The sequence below is a fragment of the Streptomyces aureoversilis genome (assembly GCF_042657885.1).
GTDB classification, from domain to species: Bacteria; Actinomycetota; Actinomycetes; order Streptomycetales; family Streptomycetaceae; genus Streptomyces; species Streptomyces aureoversilis.
This window is the reverse complement of the sequence record NZ_JBHSKJ010000005.1, coordinates 96,234-116,210: the sequence shown is the minus strand read 5'-3', so window position 1 is coordinate 116,210 and position 19,977 is coordinate 96,234. Positions and strand designations below refer to the sequence as shown.

Here is a 19,977-nt window from a genome sequence, read left to right as displayed (position 1 = left end):
ACGCCTCGGGCAGGGCCATGTCAAGGATCGTCCGGGGCTTCCGTGACTCTTTCGGGTCCAAGCCCGCGCCCTTGTGGCGCGCGGCCCGCCGTCCGGCCCTCCGCCGTCACACCCTTGGCCAGGGCCCTGTGAAGCGCGGCATCGGGGGCGGAGTGGACGTAGCCTTCATTACGACCCTAAGAGTGTGATGTTGGATACCGTGCTGGTTAGAACGTACATCGGGTTACCGTTCGAGTGGCGTTGCGGGCTTTTTCCGTTTGACACGGGGGCGGGATGTACCGTCACACTCCGCAGCGTCACCGCAGCGCCCACACCGAGTGCCGACCGGAAGAAGAGCGAAGTTGTCCCCGACCAGCGAGACCGCAAAGGGCGGCCGCCGACTCGTCATCGTCGAGTCGCCTGCCAAGGCGAAGACGATCAAGGGCTACCTCGGCCCCGGATACGTTGTCGAGGCGAGCGTCGGGCACATCCGTGACCTGCCGAACGGGGCCGCCGAGGTCCCGGCGAAGTACAAGGGCGAGCCCTGGGCCCGCCTCGGCGTCAACGTCGAGAAGGACTTCCAGCCGATCTACGTCGTGAACCACGACAAGAAGGACCAGGTCAAGAAGCTCAAGGAGCTGCTGGCCGAGTCCGACGAGCTCTTCCTCGCCACCGATGAGGACCGCGAGGGCGAGGCCATCGCCTGGCACCTGCAGGAAGTCCTCAAGCCCAAGGTCCCCGTCCGCCGCATGGTCTTCCACGAGATCACCAAGGACGCGATCCAGGCCGCCGTCGCCAGCCCGCGCGAGCTGAACAAGAAGCTCGTCGACGCCCAGGAGACCCGCCGCATCCTCGACCGCCTCTACGGCTACGAGGTCTCGCCGGTCCTGTGGAAGAAGGTCATGCCGCGGCTGTCGGCCGGCCGTGTGCAGTCCGTGGCCACCCGCCTCGTCGTCGAGCGGGAGCGCGAGCGCATCGCCTTCCGCTCCGCCGAGTACTGGGATCTCACGGGCACCTTCGGCACCGGCCGCTCCGGTGACAACAGCGACCCCGCGACCCTCACCGCCCGCCTGGCCTCGGTCGACGGCCGGCGCGTGGCCCAGGGCCGCGACTTCGGCTCGAACGGTCAGCTGAAGGACGCCGCCCAGGTGCTCCACCTGGACGAGGCCAACGCCCGTGCGCTGGCCGCGGCCCTCGCCGACACCTCGTTCTCGGTGCGCTCGGTCGAGTCCAAGCCGTACCGCCGCTCGCCGTACGCCCCGTTCCGCACGACGACGCTGCAGCAGGAGGCCTCGCGCAAGCTGGGCTTCGGCGCGAAGGCCACCATGCAGGTGGCCCAGAAGCTGTACGAGAACGGCTTCATCACCTATATGCGTACGGACTCCACGACGCTGTCCGACACCGCCGTCAAGGCGGCCCGTGCGCAGGTCACCCAGCTCTACGGCGCCGACTACCTGCCGGAGAAGCCGCGCACGTACGCCGGCAAGGTCAAGAACGCCCAGGAGGCGCACGAGGCGATCCGGCCTTCGGGTGATCGTTTCCGCACGCCCGCCGAGACCGGGCTGACCGGCGACCAGTTCCGTCTCTACGAGCTGATCTGGAAGCGGACCGTCGCCTCCCAGATGAAGGACGCGACCGGCAACTCGGTCACCGTCAGGATCGGCGGCCTGGCGAGCGACGGCCGGCAGGCAGAGTTCAGCGCCTCCGGCAAGACCATCACCTTCCACGGCTTCATGAAGGCCTACGTGGAGGGCGCGGACGACCCGAACGCCGAGCTCGACGACCGCGAGCGCCGCCTCCCGCAGGTCACCGAGGGCGACCCGCTGGCGGCCGAGGAGATCACGGCCGACGGCCACGCCACCAAGCCCCCCGCCCGCTACACCGAGGCCTCGCTGGTCAAGGAGCTGGAGGAGCGGGAGATCGGCCGCCCGTCGACCTACGCGTCGATCATCGGCACCATCCTCGACCGCGGCTACGTCTTCAAGAAGGGCACGGCGCTCGTCCCGTCCTTCCTGAGCTTCGCCGTCGTCAACCTGCTGGAGAAGCACTTCGGCCGGCTCGTCGACTACGACTTCACCGCCTCCATGGAGGAGGACCTCGACCGCATCGCCCGCGGCGAGGCCCAGGCCGTGCCGTGGCTGCGCCGGTTCTACTTCGGCGAGGGCACCGAGGGTGCCGCGGGCGGCGCCGCCGAGGCCGGCAACGGCGACGGCGACCACCTCGGCGGCCTCAAGGAGCTCGTCACCGACCTCGGTGCGATCGACGCCCGCGAGGTGTCCTCCTTCCCCGTCGGCAACGACATCGTGCTGCGCGTCGGCCGCTACGGCCCGTACGTCGAGCGCGGCGAGAAGGACGCCGAGGGCCACCAGCGGGCCGACGTCCCCGACGACCTCGCGCCCGACGAGCTGACCGTCGAGTACGCCGAGGAACTGCTCGCCAAGCCCAGCGGGGACTTCGAGCTCGGCACCGACCCCGGCACCGGTCACCAGATCGTCGCCAAGGACGGCCGCTACGGCCCCTACGTCACCGAGATCCTCCCCGAGGGCACCCCGAAGACCGGCAAGAACGCGGTCAAGCCGCGCACCGCCTCGCTCTTCAAGTCCATGTCCCTGGACACGGTCACCCTCGACGACGCGCTCCGGCTGATGTCGCTGCCGCGCGTGGTGGGCACCGACGCCGAGGGCGTCGAGATCACCGCGCAGAACGGCCGCTACGGCCCGTATCTGAAGAAGGGCACCGACTCGCGGTCGCTGGAGACCGAGGACCAGCTCTTCAGCATCACGCTGGACGAGGCCCTCGCCATCTACGCCCAGCCCAAGCAGCGCGGGCGCGCCGCGGCCAAGCCGCCGCTGAAGGAGCTGGGCACCGACCCGGTCAGCGAGCGCCCGGTCGTGGTCAAGGACGGTCGCTTCGGCCCGTACGTGACGGACGGCGAGACCAACGCCACGCTGCGCCGTGACGACGACGTCGAGACGATCACGCCCGAGCGCGGCTACGAGCTCCTGGCGGAGAAGCGCGCCAAGGGCCCGGCGAAGAAGACGGCCAAGAAGGCCGCTGCGAAGAAGGCGCCGGCGAAGAAGACCGCCGCCAAGAAGACGGCTGCCAAGAAGACCGCGGCGAAGAAGACGACGACCGCGAAGAAGACGACGGCCACCAAGACGGCCGCCAAGAAGACGACCGCCGCGAAGAAGGTGGCCGCGGCCGCCCAGGCCGCCGACGAGTGACCGGCTGACGGCGCGGGCGGACGCTGCCCCGGCGTGGCGTCTGCCCGCGTCCGTCCGCGTTCGCCCGCTTTCGTCAGCGTTTGCTTGTGTTCGGCCTTGCTTGTTTCCGTCCCCTTCCGGCAGTCGCCGGGGGAGGGCCGGGCCGGGGTCCGTCAGCGCCGGTGGGCCATCCATTCGTTCGGGCGCATGTTCGGGCAGAAGCGCGGAAGCCCGGACAGGCCGGATAGGCTGGCAGGATGACGCGAGCCGAGCAGCCAACCGTGGTGACCTCCACCTCCGGCGCCCTAGCCGCGGACTCCCGCGAGCGTGCCATCCGGTCCCTGCTGCGCTTCCCCCCGCTGCGGCGGCTGTGGAACGCCCAGTTCGCCGGCGGTGTCGGAGACTCCCTCGCCCTCCTCGTGCTCCTGCTGCTGTCGCTGCAGGCGGCCGCCGCGGAGGGCTCCTTCGGGGGCGGCTACCGGGGCGCGGCCCTCGCCGTCGCCGCGGTCCTCGCGGCACGCCTGCTGGCGACCCTCCTCTTCGGCGCGGTCCTGCTCGGGCCGCTCGCCTCGCTCATCGCCCCGGACGGTCCCCTCGACCGCCGGTGGACCATGATCGGTGCGGACGGGGTCCGGGTCGGCCTGCTGGCCGTCGCGCCCCTGTGGCTCGACTGGACCGGCAGCCGTGCGCTCGCCTTCCTGCTGATCTCGGCCTTCGTGATCGGTGTCGCCGAGCGCGTGTGGACGGTCGTCAAGGACGGCGCGGCCCCCGCGCTCCTGCCCGCGCCCCCCGTCGAAGGCTCGGCGGTGCGCCCGCTGCCCGATCACTACGACGCGCTGCGGCGCCTCTCGCTGCGCACGAGCTTCGTCTCGCTGCCCCTCGCGGCCGCCGCGCTCCTCGCCGCCACGCTGATCGGCAACCTGCTCGGCGCCGGCATCGACTGGTTCCACCAGCACCAGGCGGCCCTCGGGTCGTTCCTCGCGGCCGTGCTGTTCGGCACCTCGGCCGCCATCCTCTACTTTCTGGCGCTGCCCGGTGCGAAGTCGCCCCGCGTGCGCTCCCCGCTGGAAGGCCTGCGCCGCCCCAAGACCACTCAGGGCCCGGACGCCGGGCGGACGCCGGACACCGGCCGTACGGGCGCCATCCCGGTGCTCGTCCTGGCCTGCGCGGCCGTCGCCGGTGCCATCGCCGCCGCCGTCGGCGTGGCCGCCCTCCAGGCCGTCGACCTCGGCGGCGGGCCGGTCGCCTTCGCGCTGCTCGTGCTCGCCCTCGCCGGCGGCCCCGTCATCGGCATCCGCAGCGCCGTCAAGGTGCTCCCCGGCTTCTCCCGGCGCCGCCTGCTCGCGCTGTCCATCGCGCTGACCGGCCTGGCGCTGCTCGCCGCGGGCCTCGTGCCCGACCCCACGACGGTGCTCCTGCTCGTGCTGCTCGCCGGCGTCTGCGCGGGCATCGCCGCCAACACCGGCCACGCCCTCCTCGACCAGGAGACGGAAGAGGCCCGCCGGCCCCGTACGACCGATCACCTGCACGCCGTCGTGCGCGTCACGGCCGCGCTGGGCGCGGTCGCCGCGCCGCTGCTCGCCGCCGCCATCGGGCCGCACCGGGTGGAGCGTGGCAGCTTCGTCTTCGCGCACGGCGGGGCGGCCTTCACGCTGATGCTCGTCGGCGCACTGCTGCTGCCCGTCGGTGCCCTCGTGCTCGGCAAGACCGACGACCGGCACGGCGTCCCCTTCCGCCGCGACCTGCTGGACGTGCTGCGCGGCGGCGACCCCGACCAGGCGCCCGCCGCGACCGGCTTCTTCCTCGCCTTCGAGGGCGGCGACGGCGCCGGCAAGTCCACCCAGGTACGGGCCATCGCCGAATGGATCCGCTCCAAGGGCCACGAGGTCGTCGTCACCCGCGAGCCCGGCGCCACGCCCATCGGGCAGCGGCTGCGCGCGATCCTGCTGGACGTCTCGTCGGCCGGCCTGTCCGACCGCGCGGAGGCGCTGCTCTACGCGGCCGACCGCGCCGAGCACGTCGACTCCGTCGTACAGCCCGCCCTCCAGCGCGGCGCGATCGTCATCTCCGACCGCTACATCGACTCCTCCGTCGCCTACCAGGGCGCCGGGCGCGACCTCTCGCCGACCGAGATCGCCCGCATCAACCGCTGGGCGACGGGCGGTCTCGTGCCGCACCTGACCGTGCTGCTCGACGTCTCGCCCGAGACCGCGCGAGAACGTTTCACCGAGGCGCCCGACCGGCTCGAATCCGAGCCCATGGAGTTCCACAACCGCGTCCGCACCGGGTTCCTGACCCTGGCCGCCGCCGACCCCTCGCGCTACCTCGTCGTCGACGCCGGGCAGGCGCCCGAGGACATCACCACCGTCGTTCGCCACCGCCTCGACCAGGTCCTGCCGCTCTCCGCGGCCGAGATCGAAGCCCGCGAGCAGGCCCGCAAGGCCGCCGAGGAAGAGGCGCGGCGCAAGGCCGAGGAAGAGGCCGCGCGCAAGGCGGAGGAGGCGCGGCTGGAGCGCGAGCGCCAGGAGCAGCTCGCCAAGCTGCGCGCCGAGGAGGAGGAGCGCAAGCGGCGCGAGGCAGAAGAGGCCCGCATCCGTGAGGAGGCGCGCCTCGCCGAGGAAGCCCGGCAGCGTGCCGAGGAAGCGCGTCGCCAGGCGGAGGAGGAGCGCAAGCGCCGCGAGGCGGAGGAGCGCACCCGCGCCGCCGAGCAGGAGCGGCTTCGCAAGCAGGCCGAGGAAGAGGCGCGGCTGCGCGCCGAGGCCGAGGAGCGGCGCCTGGAGAAGCAGCGCAAGGCGGAGGAGGCGCTGCTGCGGGCGGAGCGGGCGCGGGTGGCGGCGGAGGAGGCTGCGGCTTCGGCTGCGCCGGGCTCCTTCGACGAGGCGGCTTCCGCTTCGGCTCCGGCTTCGGATTCGGCCTCCGAGGCCCCGACCGTCGAGCGGCCCTCGTTCCGCAAGGAGGCTGCGGCTCCGGGGAGCTCGGACGAGACGCAGACCGTCCAGGCCCCGTCCGTCCAGAGCCCGTCCGTCCACCGGCCGGACCCGCGGAACACGGACTTCACCGGCCTGACCGCGGACACGACGCCGACGGTGGAGCGGCCGCGGATCGACCCGCGGGCCTCGCGGGCGGCCGGTGCGGCTGGTGCCGCCGGTGCGTCCGACGACACCGAGGTGCTGCCGCCCGTGCCCGCCGTACGGCCCGTGGATCAGCAGCGCGTGACCTGGGGCCTGGAGCCGCCGCAGGCGGCGCCCGCGCCTGCGCCGCCTGCGCCTGACTCCGCACCGTCGCGGGAGTCGGAGGAGACGGCTGTGCTGCCGCAGCCGCCGGTCGCCGACGCCGCCGATGCCCGCATGGAGGACGTGACGGAGGTGCTGCCTCCGGTACGGTCCGAGCCGCGGACCGAGGACCCGGCGGACCGGGTGCCGGACTGGCTGTTCCGCCCGGAGGAGCGCGCAGGCGCGGGCACGGGCGCGGCTTCGGACACCGAGCAGACGCGAGAGCTGCCGCAGGTGGACGAGGACGCCGCCGGCCGGGGACGCCGCCGTCCGGGCTGGGCGGAGGAGACCTCCTCCGGCGACGACGAGCCGACGCTGGCGGACGAGCTCCTGGGCCGGGGCGGCCGCGATCGGGGCCGTGACGACGACGAGCGCGGCGGCCGCCGCGGCCGCTGAGGCCGGTCCCTTGCCGGGCATTGCCAGGTTTCGCCGGGCGGGGTGGGTTCGGCACCGCCGGGCTGCGCTGTCGTGGTTGATCGCTGTTGCGGCGGGATTGAGGGGCGTGGCTTCTCGGCGGGCTTGTGGTGGGTGGTGGGTGTCGCGTGCGTCTGTCGGGTGCACGCCGCCAAGGGGCCGGGGGTGGGTTCGGCACCGCCGGGCTGCGCCGTCGTGGCCGGTCGCCGTTGCGGCCGATTCGAGAGGTGTGGCCTCTCGGCCGGATGACGGCGGCGCCTGTCGCGCACGCCGTCCCCGAGGCGGGCGTGGTTCCGGCACCCGCCACACCGTGCCGGCCTGGCTGATCGCGGTTGCGGCGGGACGAGGGCCCGACCGGCGTTCGGTGTCGGTGGTGTGGCCCACAATGGACGTCGCAGGACAACCAGTGCGGAGGACAGCCATGGCGGTGTGGGACGACGTGGTCGGTCAGGACCGGGTGACGGAGCAGCTTTCCGCCGCCGCGCGGGATGCGGATGCCCTGGTCACCGCCGCAGAGTCGGCCGCGTCGGGCGCCGCCGTCGGCGGCGGGTCGATGACCCACGCCTGGCTGTTCACCGGGCCCCCCGGATCCGGGCGGGCCGACGCCGCCCGGGCGTTCGCCGCCGCCCTGCAGTGCGTGAGCCCGGACAAGGCGGTCGGTGGGGCCCCCGGCTGCGGGTTCTGCGACGGCTGCCACACGACGCTCGTGGGCACGCACGCGGACGTGGAGATCGTCCGCACCGATCAGCTGTCGATCGGCGTCAAGGAGACCCGTGACCTGGTCCGCCGCGCCCAGCTCTCGCCGGCCGGCGGCCGCTGGCAGGTGATCGTCCTGGAGGACGCCGACCGGCTGACGGAGGGCGCGGGCAACGTCCTTCTGAAGGCGGTCGAAGAGCCCGCGCCCCGTACGGTGTGGCTCCTGTGCGCGCCGTCCCTGGAGGACGTGCTGCCCACGATCCGTTCCCGCTGCCGCCTGCTCACCCTGCGCACGCCGCCGGTGGCCGCCGTGGCGGAGATCCTCGCCCGGCGTGACGGCATCGAGTCCGAGCTGGCCGAGCGGATGGCTCGCGCCACGCAGGGGCACATCGGCCGGGCCCGCCGCCTGGCCACCGACGAGCGGGCCCGTGCCCGCCGCGCGGCCGTGCTCAAGCTGCCGCTGCGCGTCGACGACGTCGGCGGCTGTCTGAAGGCCGCTCAGGAGCTGATCGACGCGGCCGCCGAGGACGCCAAGCAGGTCGCGGAGGAGGTCGACGCCAAGGAGACCGAGGAGCTGCGGGCGGCGCTCGGTGCGGCGGCCGGTACGGGCAGCCGTCTCCCGCGCGGCACGGCGGGTGCGATGAAGGATCTGCAGGACCGCCAGAAGCGCCGCAGCACGCGTACCCAGCGCGACAGCCTGGACCTGGCCCTGGTCGACCTGACGGGCTTCTACCGCGACGTCCTGGCGATGCAGCTCCACTCGCGCGTGGAGATCGCCAACGCGGACATGCAGGACGCGCTGCAGCGCGTGGCCTCCGCGTCCGGCCCGGAGCGGACGCTGCGCCGCATCGAGGCGATCATCGACTGCCGGCGGGCGCTGGACCGCAACGTGGCGCCGCTGCTCGCGGTCGAGGCGATGACGATGGCGCTGCGGGCCGGCTGAGTGCCGCGGACCCGCCCGGACCGGGCACGCGTCCGGTTACGCACTCTCACTCATATGAGGCCTCCTGGGCCCGGCGACTGGCGGCAGCCCGCAGGGGTGCGGATACGCTCCGTCGGTACGCAGTGATTCTCCGTGACGCCGCGTGATGCTCAGCTCCTCCTCGCTGCCGGCGGCCCCACGCCTCCGTCCGTGCAGCGGCACTCCACGCATGCAGCCATGCATCCACGCAGAGGGACAAGGGACCAGCCGATGGACTCCAGCCGCCTGCTCCGTACCTCCGGCACCGTCATCGCGGCAGCGGCGCTGCTGCTCTCCGGCTCCGCCCTCGGGGACACCTCGCCGCGGGCGACGGCGGCGCCGAGAGCGTACGGCGCGGGCGACGGGCAGCCCTCGCCCGCAGGGAGCCGGCACGGCCGCGCGGGGGAGGGGCGGGACGACCGCGGCCTCCCCGGGTTCGGGAGCTTCGGCCAAGGAGGCGCCCTGGGCTCTCTGGGGGGCCTGGGCGGCGCAGGCAGGCCGCCGGGGGACGCCCCGCTGCTCGCCCCCCTGCCGGCCGCCGTCCCCCCGGCCCTGCAGCGCTACTACGCGCAGAAGCTCACCTGGCACCCCTGCCGCACGAGCGGTTTCGAGTGCGCCACGCTGAGGGCCCCGCTGGACTACGACCACCCCCGCGAGGCCGACGACCTCAAGCTCGCCGTCTCGCGCAAGAAGGCCACCGGCGCGGGCCACGCCGGGCGCCTGGGCTCCCTCATGGTCAACCCGGGCGGGCCGGGCGGCTCGGCGGTCGGCTATCTCCAGCGCTACGCGGGCATCGGCTATCCCGCCGCCGTCCGTGCCCACTACGACATGGTGGCCATGGACCCCCGGGGCGTCGCGGGCAGCGAGCCGGTGACGTGCCTGTCCGACGCGGCCATGGACCGCTACACGGAGGTCGACCAGACCCCCGACGACGCCGGCGAGACCGGGGAACTGGTCGCCGCGTACTCCGACTTCGCCGACGGCTGCGCCGCCCGTTCCGGCAAGCTCCTCGGCCACGTGTCCACGATCGAGGCCGCCCGTGACATGGACGTCCTGCGCGCGGTCCTGGACGACGCCAAGCTGACGTACGTGGGCGCCTCGTACGGCACGTTCCTCGGCGCCACCTACGCCGGGCTCTTCCCCTCCCGCGTCGGCCGCCTCGTGCTCGACGGCGCCCTCGACCCGGCCCTCGACTCGGAGCGGGTCAACCGCGACCAGACCGCGGGCTTCCAGACGGCCTTCGACTCCTTCGCCGAGGACTGCGCCCGGCGCAGGGACTGCCCGCTCGGCACCGATCCGGCGAGGGCGGGCGACCGCCTCTCGGCGCTCTTCAAGAAGGCCGACGCGACGCCCCTGGCCACCGGCAAGTCCCGCAAGCTCACGGAGAGCCTCGCCACGACGGGTGTGATCTCCGCCATGTACGACGAGGCGGCGTGGGGTCTGCTGCGCACCGCACTGCGGTCCGCCTTCATGGGCGACGGCGCCCCGCTGCTGAAGCTGTCCGACGCGTACTACGAGCGCGACGCCCGCGGCACGTACCAGAACCTCATGTACGCCAACGCGGCCGTGAACTGCCTCGACCTCCCCCCGGCCTTCCGCTCCCCGGCCGAGGTCCGCAACGCGATGCACGCCTTCCGCAAGGCCTCGCCCGTCTTCGGTACCTCCCTCGCCTGGGCGGCCCTGACCTGCGGATACTGGCCCGTCCAGGCCACGGGCAACCCGCACCGCATCCCCGCCGAGGGCGCCGCGCCCATCCTCGTCATCGGCACCACCCGCGACCCGGCCACCCCCTACGTCTGGGCCCGCTCGCTGGCCTCCCAGCTCTCCTCCGGCCGCCTGCTGACCTACGACGGCGACGGCCACACGGCGTACACGCGGGGCAGCGCCTGCATCGACAACGCGATCAACACCTACCTGCTGACCTCGACCCCGCCCCCGGCGGGCCGGAAGTGCTCCTGAGGTCCGGGGCCCGCACGGTCCGTGAGACCCGCAGGAACCAGAAAAGCCCAGGTCACACAAGGTGTGACCTGGGCTTTGGCGGAGCCGCCTGCGGGATTTGAACCCGCGACCTACGCATTACGAGTGCGTTGCTCTGGCCAACTGAGCTAAGGCGGCAAGCTGCCTGATCCGGAACCGGCTTCAGCAGCGCGCCCAAGTCTACACACTCCGGAGGGGTGCTCCGTACACGGTGGTCAGCGGGGTCTTCCGTGGTCAGCGGGCCGGGGCCGCGATGGCGTCCGAGATGAGGCCGACGATCTCCTGCGCGTGGTCGTTGAGGTAGAAGTGGCCGCCGGAGAAGACGCTGATCGCGAAGGACGCGGTGGTGTGGTGCTCCCAGTCCTGGACCTCGTCGACGGTGGCCTTGGGGTCGTCGTCGCCGGTCAGGGCGTGGACGGGGCAGTTGACGCGGAGGCCGGGGCGGGCGCGGTGGGTCTCGATCGCCCGGTAGTCGGCGCGGAGCGCCGGCAGGACCATCTGCAGAACCTCCTCGTTGTCCAGCATCTGGGTGTCGGTGCCGCTCAGCGCGCGGAGCTCCTGGACCAGCCCCTGCTTGTCGCGCAGGTGCACCGTCTCCTCGCGGTGGCGCGAGGGGGCGCGGCGGCCGGAGGCGAAGAGCACGGTGGGCTTGATGCCCCGCTCCTCCAGCCGCAGGGCCACCTCGTAGGCCAGGGTCGCGCCCATGCTGTGGCCGAAGAGGGCCAGGGGGCGGTCGGTCCAGGGGAGGAGGGCCTCGGTCGTCAGGTCCGCCAGTTCGGCCAGGCTCTCTATGCAGGGGTCCGTACGCCGGTCCTGCCTGCCGGGGTACTGGACAGCCAGCACGTCGACCGCCGGCGAGAGCGCCTTCGACACCGGGAAGAAATAGCTCGCCGCCCCTCCGGCGTGCGGCAGGCACACGAGGCGCACCGGAGCGTCCTGCGCGGGATGGAATCGGCGAATCCACTTTTGGTTGTCAGCGGGGGACATGGTCATCGTGCTGTTTTCCCTTCGGAGCCGTTCAGTTGCTGCCTTTCGGGTCCCGGGCAGGATACGTCGGGCGTCCGTAGGGGCAGGCTCGTGGCCGGTAGGGGTTCCTTCTGGCACCCCCGGCGTATTAGGTTCCCTTGCAGGGTGCAGACATACGTCGTCCCGGCCCGAAGTGCTCCGGAACACACGGGTGTTCCGGTTTGGACAAGGGATTCGTCGAGAAGGACGCGAGAAGGACACACAGTGCCCAACGGAAAACTGCTGGCCGTCAGCGATCTGCACGTCGCCTACAAAGAGAATCGCGCGCTCGTCGAAACGCTCCGGCCCGAGAGCGACGACGACTGGCTCATTGTGGCGGGCGATGTCGGTGAGCAGTACGCGGACATCGAATGGACGCTGCGCCTGCTCGCCGAGCGATTCGCCAAGGTCGTCTGGGCGCCCGGGAATCACGAGTTGTGGACCCACCCGCAGGATCCGGTCGACCTGCGCGGCGAGAAGCGCTATCTGCGCCTGGTGGAGCTGTGCCGCAGCCTCGGCGTCGCCACCCCCGAGGACCCGTACCCCGTGTGGGAGGGCGAGGGCGGCCCGGTCGCCGTGGCCCCGCTGTTCGTGCTCTACGACTACACCTTCCGCGTGCCCGGGGCGCACACCAAGGAGGAGTCGCTGCGCCGGGCCTACGAGGCCGGAGTCGTCTGCGCCGACGAGCACTTCCTGCACCACGAGCCCTACTCCGGCCGCGATACGTGGTGCCACGCGCGCGTGGAGTACACCGAGCGCCGCCTGGCCGCCGTCGATCCCGTCCACCGCACCGTCCTGATCAACCACTGGCCGCTGGTGCGCGAGCCCACCAGGATCCTGCGCTACCCGGACTTCGCGCAGTGGTGCGGCACCGAGCTGACCGCGGACTGGCACGTCCGCTTCCGGGCGGCGGCGGCCGTCTACGGCCACCTCCACATCCCCCGGGTCACCTGGCACGACGGAGTGCGGTTCGAGGAGGTCTCCATCGGCTATCCGCGCGAGTGGCGGCCGCGTCCGCCGCGCAAGCCCCTGCGGCAGATCCTGCCCCGGCCGGCCGGCGAGCGCGTGGGGGACGGCGCGGGGGGTACCTGGTCGTGATCGAGGAGATCCTGCCCGCGGAGGCCGTGGCGGAGGAGAGCTTCGCCGTTCCGCCGCAGCAGTCCGCCTCTGCCTCCGCCTCTGCCTCTGTCTTCGCCTCCGCGCCCCTCGGCACCTTCCCCGGGGATCCCCTCGGCCTCTATCCCGAGGAGGCGGCCGTCGTCGCCCGCGCCGTGCCCAAGCGGCAGCAGGAGTTCGCGGCCGTACGGGCCTGTGCGCGCAGGGCGCTGGGGCGGCTCGGCCTTCCGCCCGTGCCCCTCGTCCCCAACCGGCGCGGTGCTCCGCAGTGGCCCGGCGGCGTGGTCGGCAGCATGACGCACTGCGACGGCTTCCAGGCGGCCGTCGTGGCCCGGGCGGACGCCCTGGCGTCGGTGGGCATCGACGCCGAGCCGAACGGCCCGCTCCCGGAGGGCGTCCTCCGCGTCATCTCGCTGCCGTCCGAGCGTACGGCCGTCCAGCGGCTCGCCGCGGAGCGGCCCGGTGTGCACTGGGACAGGCTGCTGTTCAGCGCCAAGGAGAGCGTCTTCAAGACCTGGTACCCGCTGACCGGGCAGGAGCTGGACTTCGACGAGGCGGAGCTGGAGATCGACCCGGAGGCCCGCACCTTCTCGGCCCGGCTCCTCGTCCCCGGCCCCGTCGTGGGCGGCGTCCGGCTGGGCGGCTTCACCGGCCGGTGGGCCGCGGGCGACGGCTTCGTGCTCACCGCCATCGCCCTCCCCGCCCCCGCCCGGGGGCTGCGGCCCGCGGGCGGCCCGCAGGTCAGCGAGTCCGCGGCATCCCGTGCCTGAAGGCGGCGAAGCCCTCCGGCAGGTTCCGGGCGTGGCGGGTGTTGAGCCACAGCCGCAGCAGGTCGCGGCGCCGGCCCGGCTCGTCCCGGAAGGCGGAGCGGCCGTGGACGACAACGTTGTTGTTCAGCAGCTGCAGGTCGCCGGCGCGCAGGGTCATCTCGACGCGGTGCTCGTCCATGCCCGCGACGTCCTGGAAGACCCGCAGGGCGTGCTGCTCGATCCCGCTCAGCGGGATTCCTGACTTCGGTACCGCGGAGTCGATGTAGTGGGTCATATAGAAGCGGCAGCTCAACTGCCCGTCGAAATAGCCGTACACGGAGTTCCGGTAGTACGGGAGCTCGTCCGAGCCCTCTTCCGTGCGCCGGTCGTAGACGAATCCCCGGTAGTACAGGCCGAGCAGCTCCCGGTGGTGGGCGAGGAGGTGGTTGTGGACGGTCATGGAGCTGCTGAGGGTGCTGACGCCGCCCTCGCCCGCCTGGCGCAGGCACAGCAGGCCCACGATGTCGGAGCTGTCGGTGTGGAAGGGCAGCTCGGAACGGGTCCGGTAGGCGCGGGTGGCGGATTCGGTGACCTCGCCCTCCCCGTAGTCCTTCACGTGCGCGATCAATTCCCCGGCCGCGTTCTGCGATACGGGCGTGCCGAGGTGCAGGGCGATGCCCCAGTACGCCAGACGGGCCTCCTCCGGCGACCAGGTCTCCACCGGAAGACCGCGGAGCAGCGTGAATCCGCGCCCGAACTCCAGGTCGTGGACGGCCGCTTCGAACGTCTTGCCGAGAACCGGAAGGGGAAAGTCGTCGACGGTGAGCTGTTCGAGCGGAAGTCCGCGGCTCTTCACCGCGGTGAGTGCCGTCTGCAACTCACCGATTTCCTCAGGGGTGAGGACGACCGTCCAGTCGTGTTCACCGGTGAAGTCGGAAGCCCGCCAGGCGCTGGGTCCGGTGACGGGCTCGGTGAGGACGGCGGCGGTCTCGGCATCGGCGGACGGTGCAGGCATACGGACTCCACTCGGGATTCTCGGCGCTTGCGGCAGGTGTGCGGCACATCGATCATGAATCGAAGCCCGCGCAGGGTCAATGGAGTTGGCGCCGCTGCACCGGGGGCGGAGTGTCGCGATTGCGCGTGAACTCGATCACCTTCGCGCCCTTCCATGGTGCGGGGAGTGCGCCGGTGGTTAGTTTCCGGGAAGGCACGGCGACGCAGAAAGAAAAGACGGCAGTGGGACGCACAGACACGGAGACACAGTGGCCAAGTCAACCGTCAGGTCAGGGCCGGCGTCAGGAGCGGCCTCCCGGGCATCGTCCAGGGCGGCATCCGGAGCGGCGCTGCGGCGTACCGCCCGCGCGACCGGCTGCGCCCTCCTGGCCGGCACCCTGGCGGCCGCGTGCGGCTCCGGGGGCGGCAGCTCCGGTTCCGGCCCGTCCGACGCGCTCGCCATCGGCCTCATCGCCGAGCCCGCCAGCCTCGACTTCACCACCACCGACGGCGCCGCCGTTCCACAGGCCACGCTGGGCAGCATCTACGAGGGCCTGGTCCGGGTGGACCAGCAGGGGAAGATCCAGCCCCTGCTCGCCGAGCGCTACGAGCGCTCCGGCGACGGCCGCACGTACACCTTCCACCTCCGCAAGGGTGTGAAGTTCACCAGCGGCGCCGAGTTCACCGCCGACGACGCGGTGTTCTCCATCGAGCGGGTGAAGAAGGACTGGAAGCTGAAGACGGCCCGCCAGATGGACGTCGTCGACAAGGCGGAGAAGACCGGCGACCACACGGTCAAGGTCACGCTGAACCACGCGAGCAACGGCTGGCTCTACGCCATGACCACGCGCATCGGCGCCATGTTCAGCCGCACCGGCGTCGCCGACCTCGCCACTCACCCCGTCGGCACCGGGCCCTTCAAGCTGGCCGAGCGCCGCCGCGGCGACCGCATCGTCCTCGAGCGCAACGGCTCCTACTGGGGCAGCAAGCCGGAGCTCGGCAAGGTCACGCTGAAGTACTTCAAGGACGCCGGGGCCATGAACAACGCCCTGCTCACCAAGGGCATCGACGTCGTCGGCACGGTCCAGGCCCCCGAGTCGCTGTCCCGCTTCTCCGACAAGAACCGCTTCCGGACCATCGAGGGCTCCTCCACCGGCGAGGTCGTCCTGTCGATGAACAACTCCCGCGAGCCGTTCAAGGACAAGCGGGTCCGCCAGGCCGTGCGCCACGCCATCGACCACAAGGCGCTCGTGGACACCTCCCGCGCCGGTCACGGCAAGCTCATCGGCACCATGGCCGCCCCCACCGACCCCTGGTACGAGGACCTGACCGGCAGCTACCCCTACGACCCCGCCAAGGCGAAACAGCTGCTGAAGGACGCCGGCGCCGAGGGCCGGACCGTGAAGTTCCGGGTGCCCAACATGCCGTACGCGATGTCCGCCGCGCAGGTCGTGAAGTCCCAGCTCGACCAGGTCGGGCTCAAGGCGGAGATCGAGCCCCTCGAATTCCCCGCCCGCTGGCTGTCCGAGGTCTACAACAAGGCCGACTACGACCTCTCCGTCATCGCCCACACCGAGCCGCGCGACCTGTGGACGTTCGCCGACCCCGGCTACTACTTCCGCTACGGCAACCCGGCCTACGCCAAGCTCCTCAAGGACGCCGACTCCGGCCGGCCCGAGGACGAGGCCGCCCGCTACCGCGAGGCCGCCCGCCTGCTCTCCGACGACGCCGCGGCCGACTGGCTCTACCTGATGCCCAACCTGATGGTGGCCGACAAGGACGTCACCGGTCTGCCGGTCAACCAGGTCGGCGAGGGCCTCGACCTCGCGAACGTCCGCTGGGCGAAGAAGAAGTAGGAAGCGGCCCCGGCATGCGGGTGTACCTGCGCAAAGCGGCGTCGCTGCTGGTCAGCGCCGTGATCGCCAGCTTCGTCGTCTTCGCCTTCCTCTCCGTCCTGCCCGGCGACCCGGCCGAGGTCGTCCTCGGGACGAACGCCGGCGAGGCGGAGCTGGCCGCACTGCGCCACGCCTTCGGCACCGACCGCCCGCTCGTCGTCCAGTACGCCGACTGGGCGCAGGGCCTGCTGCACGGCGACTTCGGCACCTCGTACATCAGCCACGACGCCATCGGCCCCCGGATCGCCGACCGCTTCGGCGTCACCTGCTGGCTGGCCCTCGGCGGCATGCTCGTGGCGGTCCTCTTCGCGCTGCCCGCGGGCGTGCTGGCGGCCGCCTGGCACCGCAGGCCGGCCGGCGCGCTGCTGTCGGCGCTCAGCCAGGCGGGCATCGCGATCCCGGCCTTCCTCGCGGGCATCCTGCTCGTCTACGTCTTCGCGGTCCGGGCCGGGGCGCTGCCGGCCGGCGGGTACACCCCGCTCGCCGAGGACCCCGCGGCCTGGGCGCGGCAGCTCGTCCTGCCGTGCCTGTCCCTCGGGCTCGTCCAGGGCGCGGTGCTCACCCGCTACGTGCGCTCCGCCGTCCTCACCGTCCTGCACCAGGACTTCCTGCGCACGGCACGGGCCAAGGGGCGCCGGCGCCGGGCCGCGCTGTGGCGGCACGGGCTGCCCAATGCGGCGGTGCCCGTCCTGACCGTCCTCGGACTGCAGCTGTCCACCGTCCTCGTCGGGGCCGTCGTGGTCGAGCGGGTCTTCGTCATCCCGGGGCTGGGCGACCTGCTGCTGCAGTCCGTCGCCGACCGCGATCTGCTGGTCGTCCAGGGCGTGGTGATCGTCCTGGTCGTGGCCGTGCTCGTGGTCAACGTCGTTACCGACCTGCTCTACCACCTGCTCGACCCGCGCCTGCGGAGCCGCTGATGCAGCCGCCGATGGAACTGCCCGAGAACCCGCCGGGGAACAGGCCCGAAGGGCCGGAGGCGCTCGCACCGGCGACTGCGCCGGTGCGGCGGCGGCCCGGTCGGCCCGGTCGGCCCGGTCGGCCAGGCCGGTCCAGTCGGTCCAGTCGGTCCAGGAGCCTCCTCGGGCGGCTCGCCCGCCGTCCCACCCTCACCGCCGGAGGCGTCCTCGTCGCCCTCGTCCTCGCCCTGGCCCTGCTGTCCCTGGTCTGGACGCCCTACGACCCGACGCACGTGGACGCCGCCCGCAGGCTGCTGCCGCCCGGCGGCGAGCACCTCCTGGGCACCGACCAGTTCGGGCGCGACGTCGCCAGCCGGCTGATGACCGGTGCCCGCACCACCGTCTTCGTCGGCATCGTCGCCGTCGGTTTCGCCGTCGTCATCGGCGTGCCGATGGGGGTGGCCGCAGGCATGTCGGGCGGTCCGCTCAGTGCGCTGCTGATGAGAGTGAGCGATTTCCTGCTGGCCTTCCCCGCGCTGCTGCTCGCCATCATGCTGGCGGCGGTCTACGGCACGAGCACGCTGACCGCCATGGTGGCCATCGGCATCGCCTCCGCCCCCGGCTTCGCCCGCGTCGCCCGGGCCGCCACGCTGCGCGTCATGGCCGCGGAGTACGTCGACGCCGCCCGGCTCGCGCGGCGCACGCGCGCCGCCATCGCCGTGCGGCACGTCCTGCCGAACATCCGGGACGTCGTCATCGTCCAGGCGTCGGTGGCCTTCGCGACCGCCGTGCTGGCCGAGGCCGCGCTGTCCTACCTCGGGCTCGGCACCCCGCCGCCCACCCCGTCCTGGGGCCGCATGCTGCTCGACTCGCAGGAGCTCCTCTTCGACAAGCCCGAGCTGTGCCTGTGGCCCGGGCTCGCCGTCGCGGCCGCCGTCCTCGGCCTGAACCTCCTCGGCGACGGCCTGCGGGACCGTTTCGACCCCACGCTGGAAGGTGTCCGGTGAGCACGAGCAGGCTGCTGGAGGTCGACGGACTCACCGTCGACGCGGGCGAGCGGCCGCTCGTGCGGGGCGTCGGCTTCACCGTGGACCGGGGCGAGCGCGTCGGCATCATCGGCGAGTCCGGCTCCGGCAAGACCCTCACGGCCCTCGCCCTCCTGGGCCTCCTGGGCGAGGGGCTGCGGGCCGGGGGCAGCGCGCGCCTGGACGGCGTCCCGTTCGACCTGCTGGGCGCCACGGACCGCGAGCTGTCGACCGTACGCGGGAGGCTCGCCGGCATGGTGTTCCAGGAGCCGATGACTGCCCTCAACCCGGTGATGAAGGTGGGCCCCCAGGTCGCCGAGGCACTGCGCCTGCACGGCCCCCGGAGCGAACGCCCCGGCCGGGCCGCGTCCCACGCCGCCGCCGTCGGGCTCCTGGACCGGCTGCGCCTGCCGGACCCCGCCCGGGCCGCCCGCTCCTACCCCCACCAGCTCTCCGGCGGCCAGCGCCAGCGCGCCGTCCTCGGCGGCGCCCTCGCGACCGACCCCGCCCTGCTGATCTGCGACGAACCGACCACCGCCCTGGACGTCACGGTCCAGAAGGAGATCGTCGACCTCGTAACGGGCGTGTCCGACGAGCGCGGCACGGCGGTGCTCTACATCAGCCACGACCTCGCGCTCGTCGCGTCCGTGTGCCACCGCGTGCTGGTGATGTACGACGGGGAGATCGTCGAGAGCGGGCCCGTCGAGCAAGTGCTGCGCAGCCCTGAGCACCCCTACACCCGGACCCTGCTGAAGGCATCCGACCTGACCGTCCCGGCCCCGCGCCCTCCGGCCCCCGCCGAGCCGCGGACGCTGCTCAAGGCCCGCGGCCTGACCCGGCGCTACGCCCGCCCCCGCCGCGGCCTCTTCGCGCCGCGCACGCACTTCACGGCGCTGGAGGGCCTGGACCTGGACCTCCGTGCGGGCGGGCGGACCGGTGTGGTCGGCGAGTCCGGATCGGGGAAGACCACCCTGCTGCGGCTGCTGTCGGGCCTGGACCACCCTACGTCGGGGACGGTCGACCACGTGATGGTCCGGGGCGAGCGGCAAACCCCCGGCCGTAGCCATGGACTCCAAGTGGTCTTCCAGGACCCCATGGGCTCCCTCGACCCCCGCATGCGCGTACGCGACATCATCGCCGAGCCGCTCCCGGACCGGCGCTCGCCCACGGCCACGGCGCGCGTGGCCGAGCTCCTCGCCGACGTGGGCCTGCCCGCGGAGGCAGCCGCCCGCTATCCGCACCAGTTCTCCGGCGGTCAGCGGCAGCGCATCGCCATCGCCCGGGCCCTGGCGCCCCGCCCGTCCGTGCTCCTGGCCGACGAGCCGGTCAGCGCCCTGGACGTCTCCGTCCGGGCGCAGATCCTGGACGTCCTGAGCAAGGTCACCGCCGAGCGGGACATGGCCCTGTGCATCGTGACCCACGACCTCGGCGTTGTGCGTTACCTGTGCGACGAGGTGGTGGTGATGAAGGAAGGGCGCGTCGTGGAGAGGGGACCGGTCGAGCGCGTGTGGGAGGCGCCGGAGCACCCGTACACGCGGCAGCTCCTGGAGGCCGTTCCGGTGCTGCACTGAAGGGGGCGCGGGGCCTCGGAAAGCGGGCCGCGATCCGGCGGGGGCTGGTCGACCGGGAGCTGGTCGACACCTGTCCGCAGCGACGCCTCGGCCCGTTGCCGTGCATGCGCAGCAACGGAGCACTGTGTGCTGCTGTGTGAAGCCGCGGACAGGTTGCCGCCGTTTTTCAGGTAGATCATGACGGTCACCCACGGACCAAGTCAATCCTATGAGTTGACTCGATCC

The 19,977-nt window shown here is 72.7% G+C and carries 12 protein-coding genes and 1 tRNA gene; 10 read left to right on the top strand and 3 right to left on the bottom strand.

Going from position 1 to position 19,977, the window contains the following annotated elements; genetic code table 11:
* The first annotated feature begins 341 nt into the window (after positions 1 to 341).
* From topA to ACFPP6_RS10530, 4 genes are all read left to right on the top strand, one after another.
* The gene (gene topA, locus ACFPP6_RS10545; protein WP_382039454.1) at positions 342 to 3,203 is read left to right on the top strand and encodes a type I DNA topoisomerase; all 2,862 of its coding nucleotides are present in this window, start codon (positions 342 to 344) and stop codon (positions 3,201 to 3,203) included.
* Between the two features lie 236 nt (positions 3,204 to 3,439).
* A complete protein-coding gene (gene tmk, locus ACFPP6_RS10540; RefSeq protein ID WP_382039452.1) occupies positions 3,440 to 6,850 on the top strand; it encodes a dTMP kinase in 3,411 nt (1,136 codons plus the stop codon).
* A 439-nt stretch (positions 6,851 to 7,289) separates the two neighbouring features.
* Positions 7,290 to 8,507, top strand: a complete 1,218-nt coding sequence (locus ACFPP6_RS10535; RefSeq protein WP_382039449.1) for a DNA polymerase III subunit delta' — start codon at positions 7,290 to 7,292, stop codon at positions 8,505 to 8,507.
* 249 nt (positions 8,508 to 8,756) lie between these two features.
* The gene (locus tag ACFPP6_RS10530; protein WP_382039446.1) at positions 8,757 to 10,484 is read left to right on the top strand and encodes an alpha/beta hydrolase; all 1,728 of its coding nucleotides are present in this window, start codon (positions 8,757 to 8,759) and stop codon (positions 10,482 to 10,484) included.
* 82 nt (positions 10,485 to 10,566) lie between these two features.
* Here ACFPP6_RS10530 and ACFPP6_RS10525 read toward each other — a convergent pair.
* Both ACFPP6_RS10525 and ACFPP6_RS10520 read right to left on the bottom strand, forming a co-directional pair.
* A tRNA-Thr gene (locus tag ACFPP6_RS10525) sits at positions 10,567 to 10,640 on the bottom strand.
* Positions 10,641 to 10,736: 96 nt separating this feature from the next.
* The gene (locus ACFPP6_RS10520) at positions 10,737 to 11,495 is read right to left on the bottom strand and encodes a thioesterase II family protein (RefSeq protein ID WP_382039443.1); all 759 of its coding nucleotides are present in this window, start codon (positions 11,493 to 11,495) and stop codon (positions 10,737 to 10,739) included.
* A gap of 237 nt (positions 11,496 to 11,732) precedes the next feature.
* On the opposite strand from ACFPP6_RS10520, the gene ACFPP6_RS10515 reads away from it, so the two are divergent.
* Both ACFPP6_RS10515 and ACFPP6_RS10510 read left to right on the top strand, forming a co-directional pair.
* Complete coding sequence (locus ACFPP6_RS10515; RefSeq protein WP_382039440.1) at positions 11,733 to 12,605, top strand: metallophosphoesterase family protein; 873 nt, start codon at positions 11,733 to 11,735, stop codon at positions 12,603 to 12,605.
* Positions 12,602 to 13,393, top strand: coding sequence for a 4'-phosphopantetheinyl transferase family protein (locus tag ACFPP6_RS10510; protein ID WP_382039438.1), 792 nt, complete (start codon positions 12,602 to 12,604; stop codon positions 13,391 to 13,393). Before ACFPP6_RS10515 ends, ACFPP6_RS10510 begins: the two co-directional genes overlap by 4 nt.
* Here ACFPP6_RS10510 and ACFPP6_RS10505 read toward each other — a convergent pair.
* On the bottom strand, positions 13,365 to 14,387 hold the full coding sequence (locus tag ACFPP6_RS10505) for a TauD/TfdA family dioxygenase (protein ID WP_382039436.1): 1,023 nt from the start codon (positions 14,385 to 14,387) through the stop codon (positions 13,365 to 13,367). The two genes, ACFPP6_RS10510 and ACFPP6_RS10505, sit on opposite strands and share 29 nt — an antisense overlap.
* Positions 14,388 to 14,634: 247 nt before the next feature.
* Here ACFPP6_RS10505 and ACFPP6_RS10500 point away from each other — a divergent pair, with 247 nt between their 5' ends.
* Genes ACFPP6_RS10500 through ACFPP6_RS10485 form a run of 4 tightly spaced genes read left to right on the top strand, consistent with a single transcriptional unit; the run spans position 14,635 to position 19,752 of the window.
* Positions 14,635 to 16,221 (top strand): ABC transporter substrate-binding protein, encoded by a 1,587-nt coding sequence (locus tag ACFPP6_RS10500; protein WP_382039433.1) that lies wholly within the window; start codon positions 14,635 to 14,637, stop codon positions 16,219 to 16,221.
* Between the two features lie 14 nt (positions 16,222 to 16,235).
* Entirely contained in the window at positions 16,236 to 17,177 is a 942-nt protein-coding gene (locus ACFPP6_RS10495) for an ABC transporter permease (RefSeq protein ID WP_382039430.1), read from the top strand.
* A complete protein-coding gene (locus tag ACFPP6_RS10490; RefSeq protein WP_382039427.1) occupies positions 17,177 to 18,163 on the top strand; it encodes an ABC transporter permease in 987 nt (328 codons plus the stop codon). The genes ACFPP6_RS10495 and ACFPP6_RS10490 overlap by 1 nt, the downstream gene beginning before the upstream one ends.
* Positions 18,160 to 19,752 (top strand): dipeptide ABC transporter ATP-binding protein, encoded by a 1,593-nt coding sequence (locus tag ACFPP6_RS10485; protein WP_382039425.1) that lies wholly within the window; start codon positions 18,160 to 18,162, stop codon positions 19,750 to 19,752. Before ACFPP6_RS10490 ends, ACFPP6_RS10485 begins: the two co-directional genes overlap by 4 nt.
* Positions 19,753 to 19,977: the final 225 nt, after the last annotated feature.

Excerpts from the sequence above, each read along its gene's own strand:
- tmk (WP_382039452.1), top strand. The coding sequence starts at position 3,440 with ATGACGCGAGCCGAGCAGCCAACCGTGGTGACCTCCACCTCCGGCGCC.
- ACFPP6_RS10490 (WP_382039427.1), top strand. The coding sequence starts at position 17,177 with ATGCAGCCGCCGATGGAACTGCCCGAGAACCCGCCGGGGAACAGGCCC.
- ACFPP6_RS10535 (WP_382039449.1), top strand. The coding sequence starts at position 7,290 with ATGGCGGTGTGGGACGACGTGGTCGGTCAGGACCGGGTGACGGAGCAG.
- ACFPP6_RS10530 (WP_382039446.1), top strand. The coding sequence starts at position 8,757 with ATGGACTCCAGCCGCCTGCTCCGTACCTCCGGCACCGTCATCGCGGCA.
- ACFPP6_RS10495 (WP_382039430.1), top strand. The coding sequence starts at position 16,236 with ATGCGGGTGTACCTGCGCAAAGCGGCGTCGCTGCTGGTCAGCGCCGTG.
- ACFPP6_RS10505 (WP_382039436.1), bottom strand. The coding sequence starts at position 14,387 with ATGCCTGCACCGTCCGCCGATGCCGAGACCGCCGCCGTCCTCACCGAG.
- ACFPP6_RS10520 (WP_382039443.1), bottom strand. The coding sequence starts at position 11,495 with ATGACCATGTCCCCCGCTGACAACCAAAAGTGGATTCGCCGATTCCAT.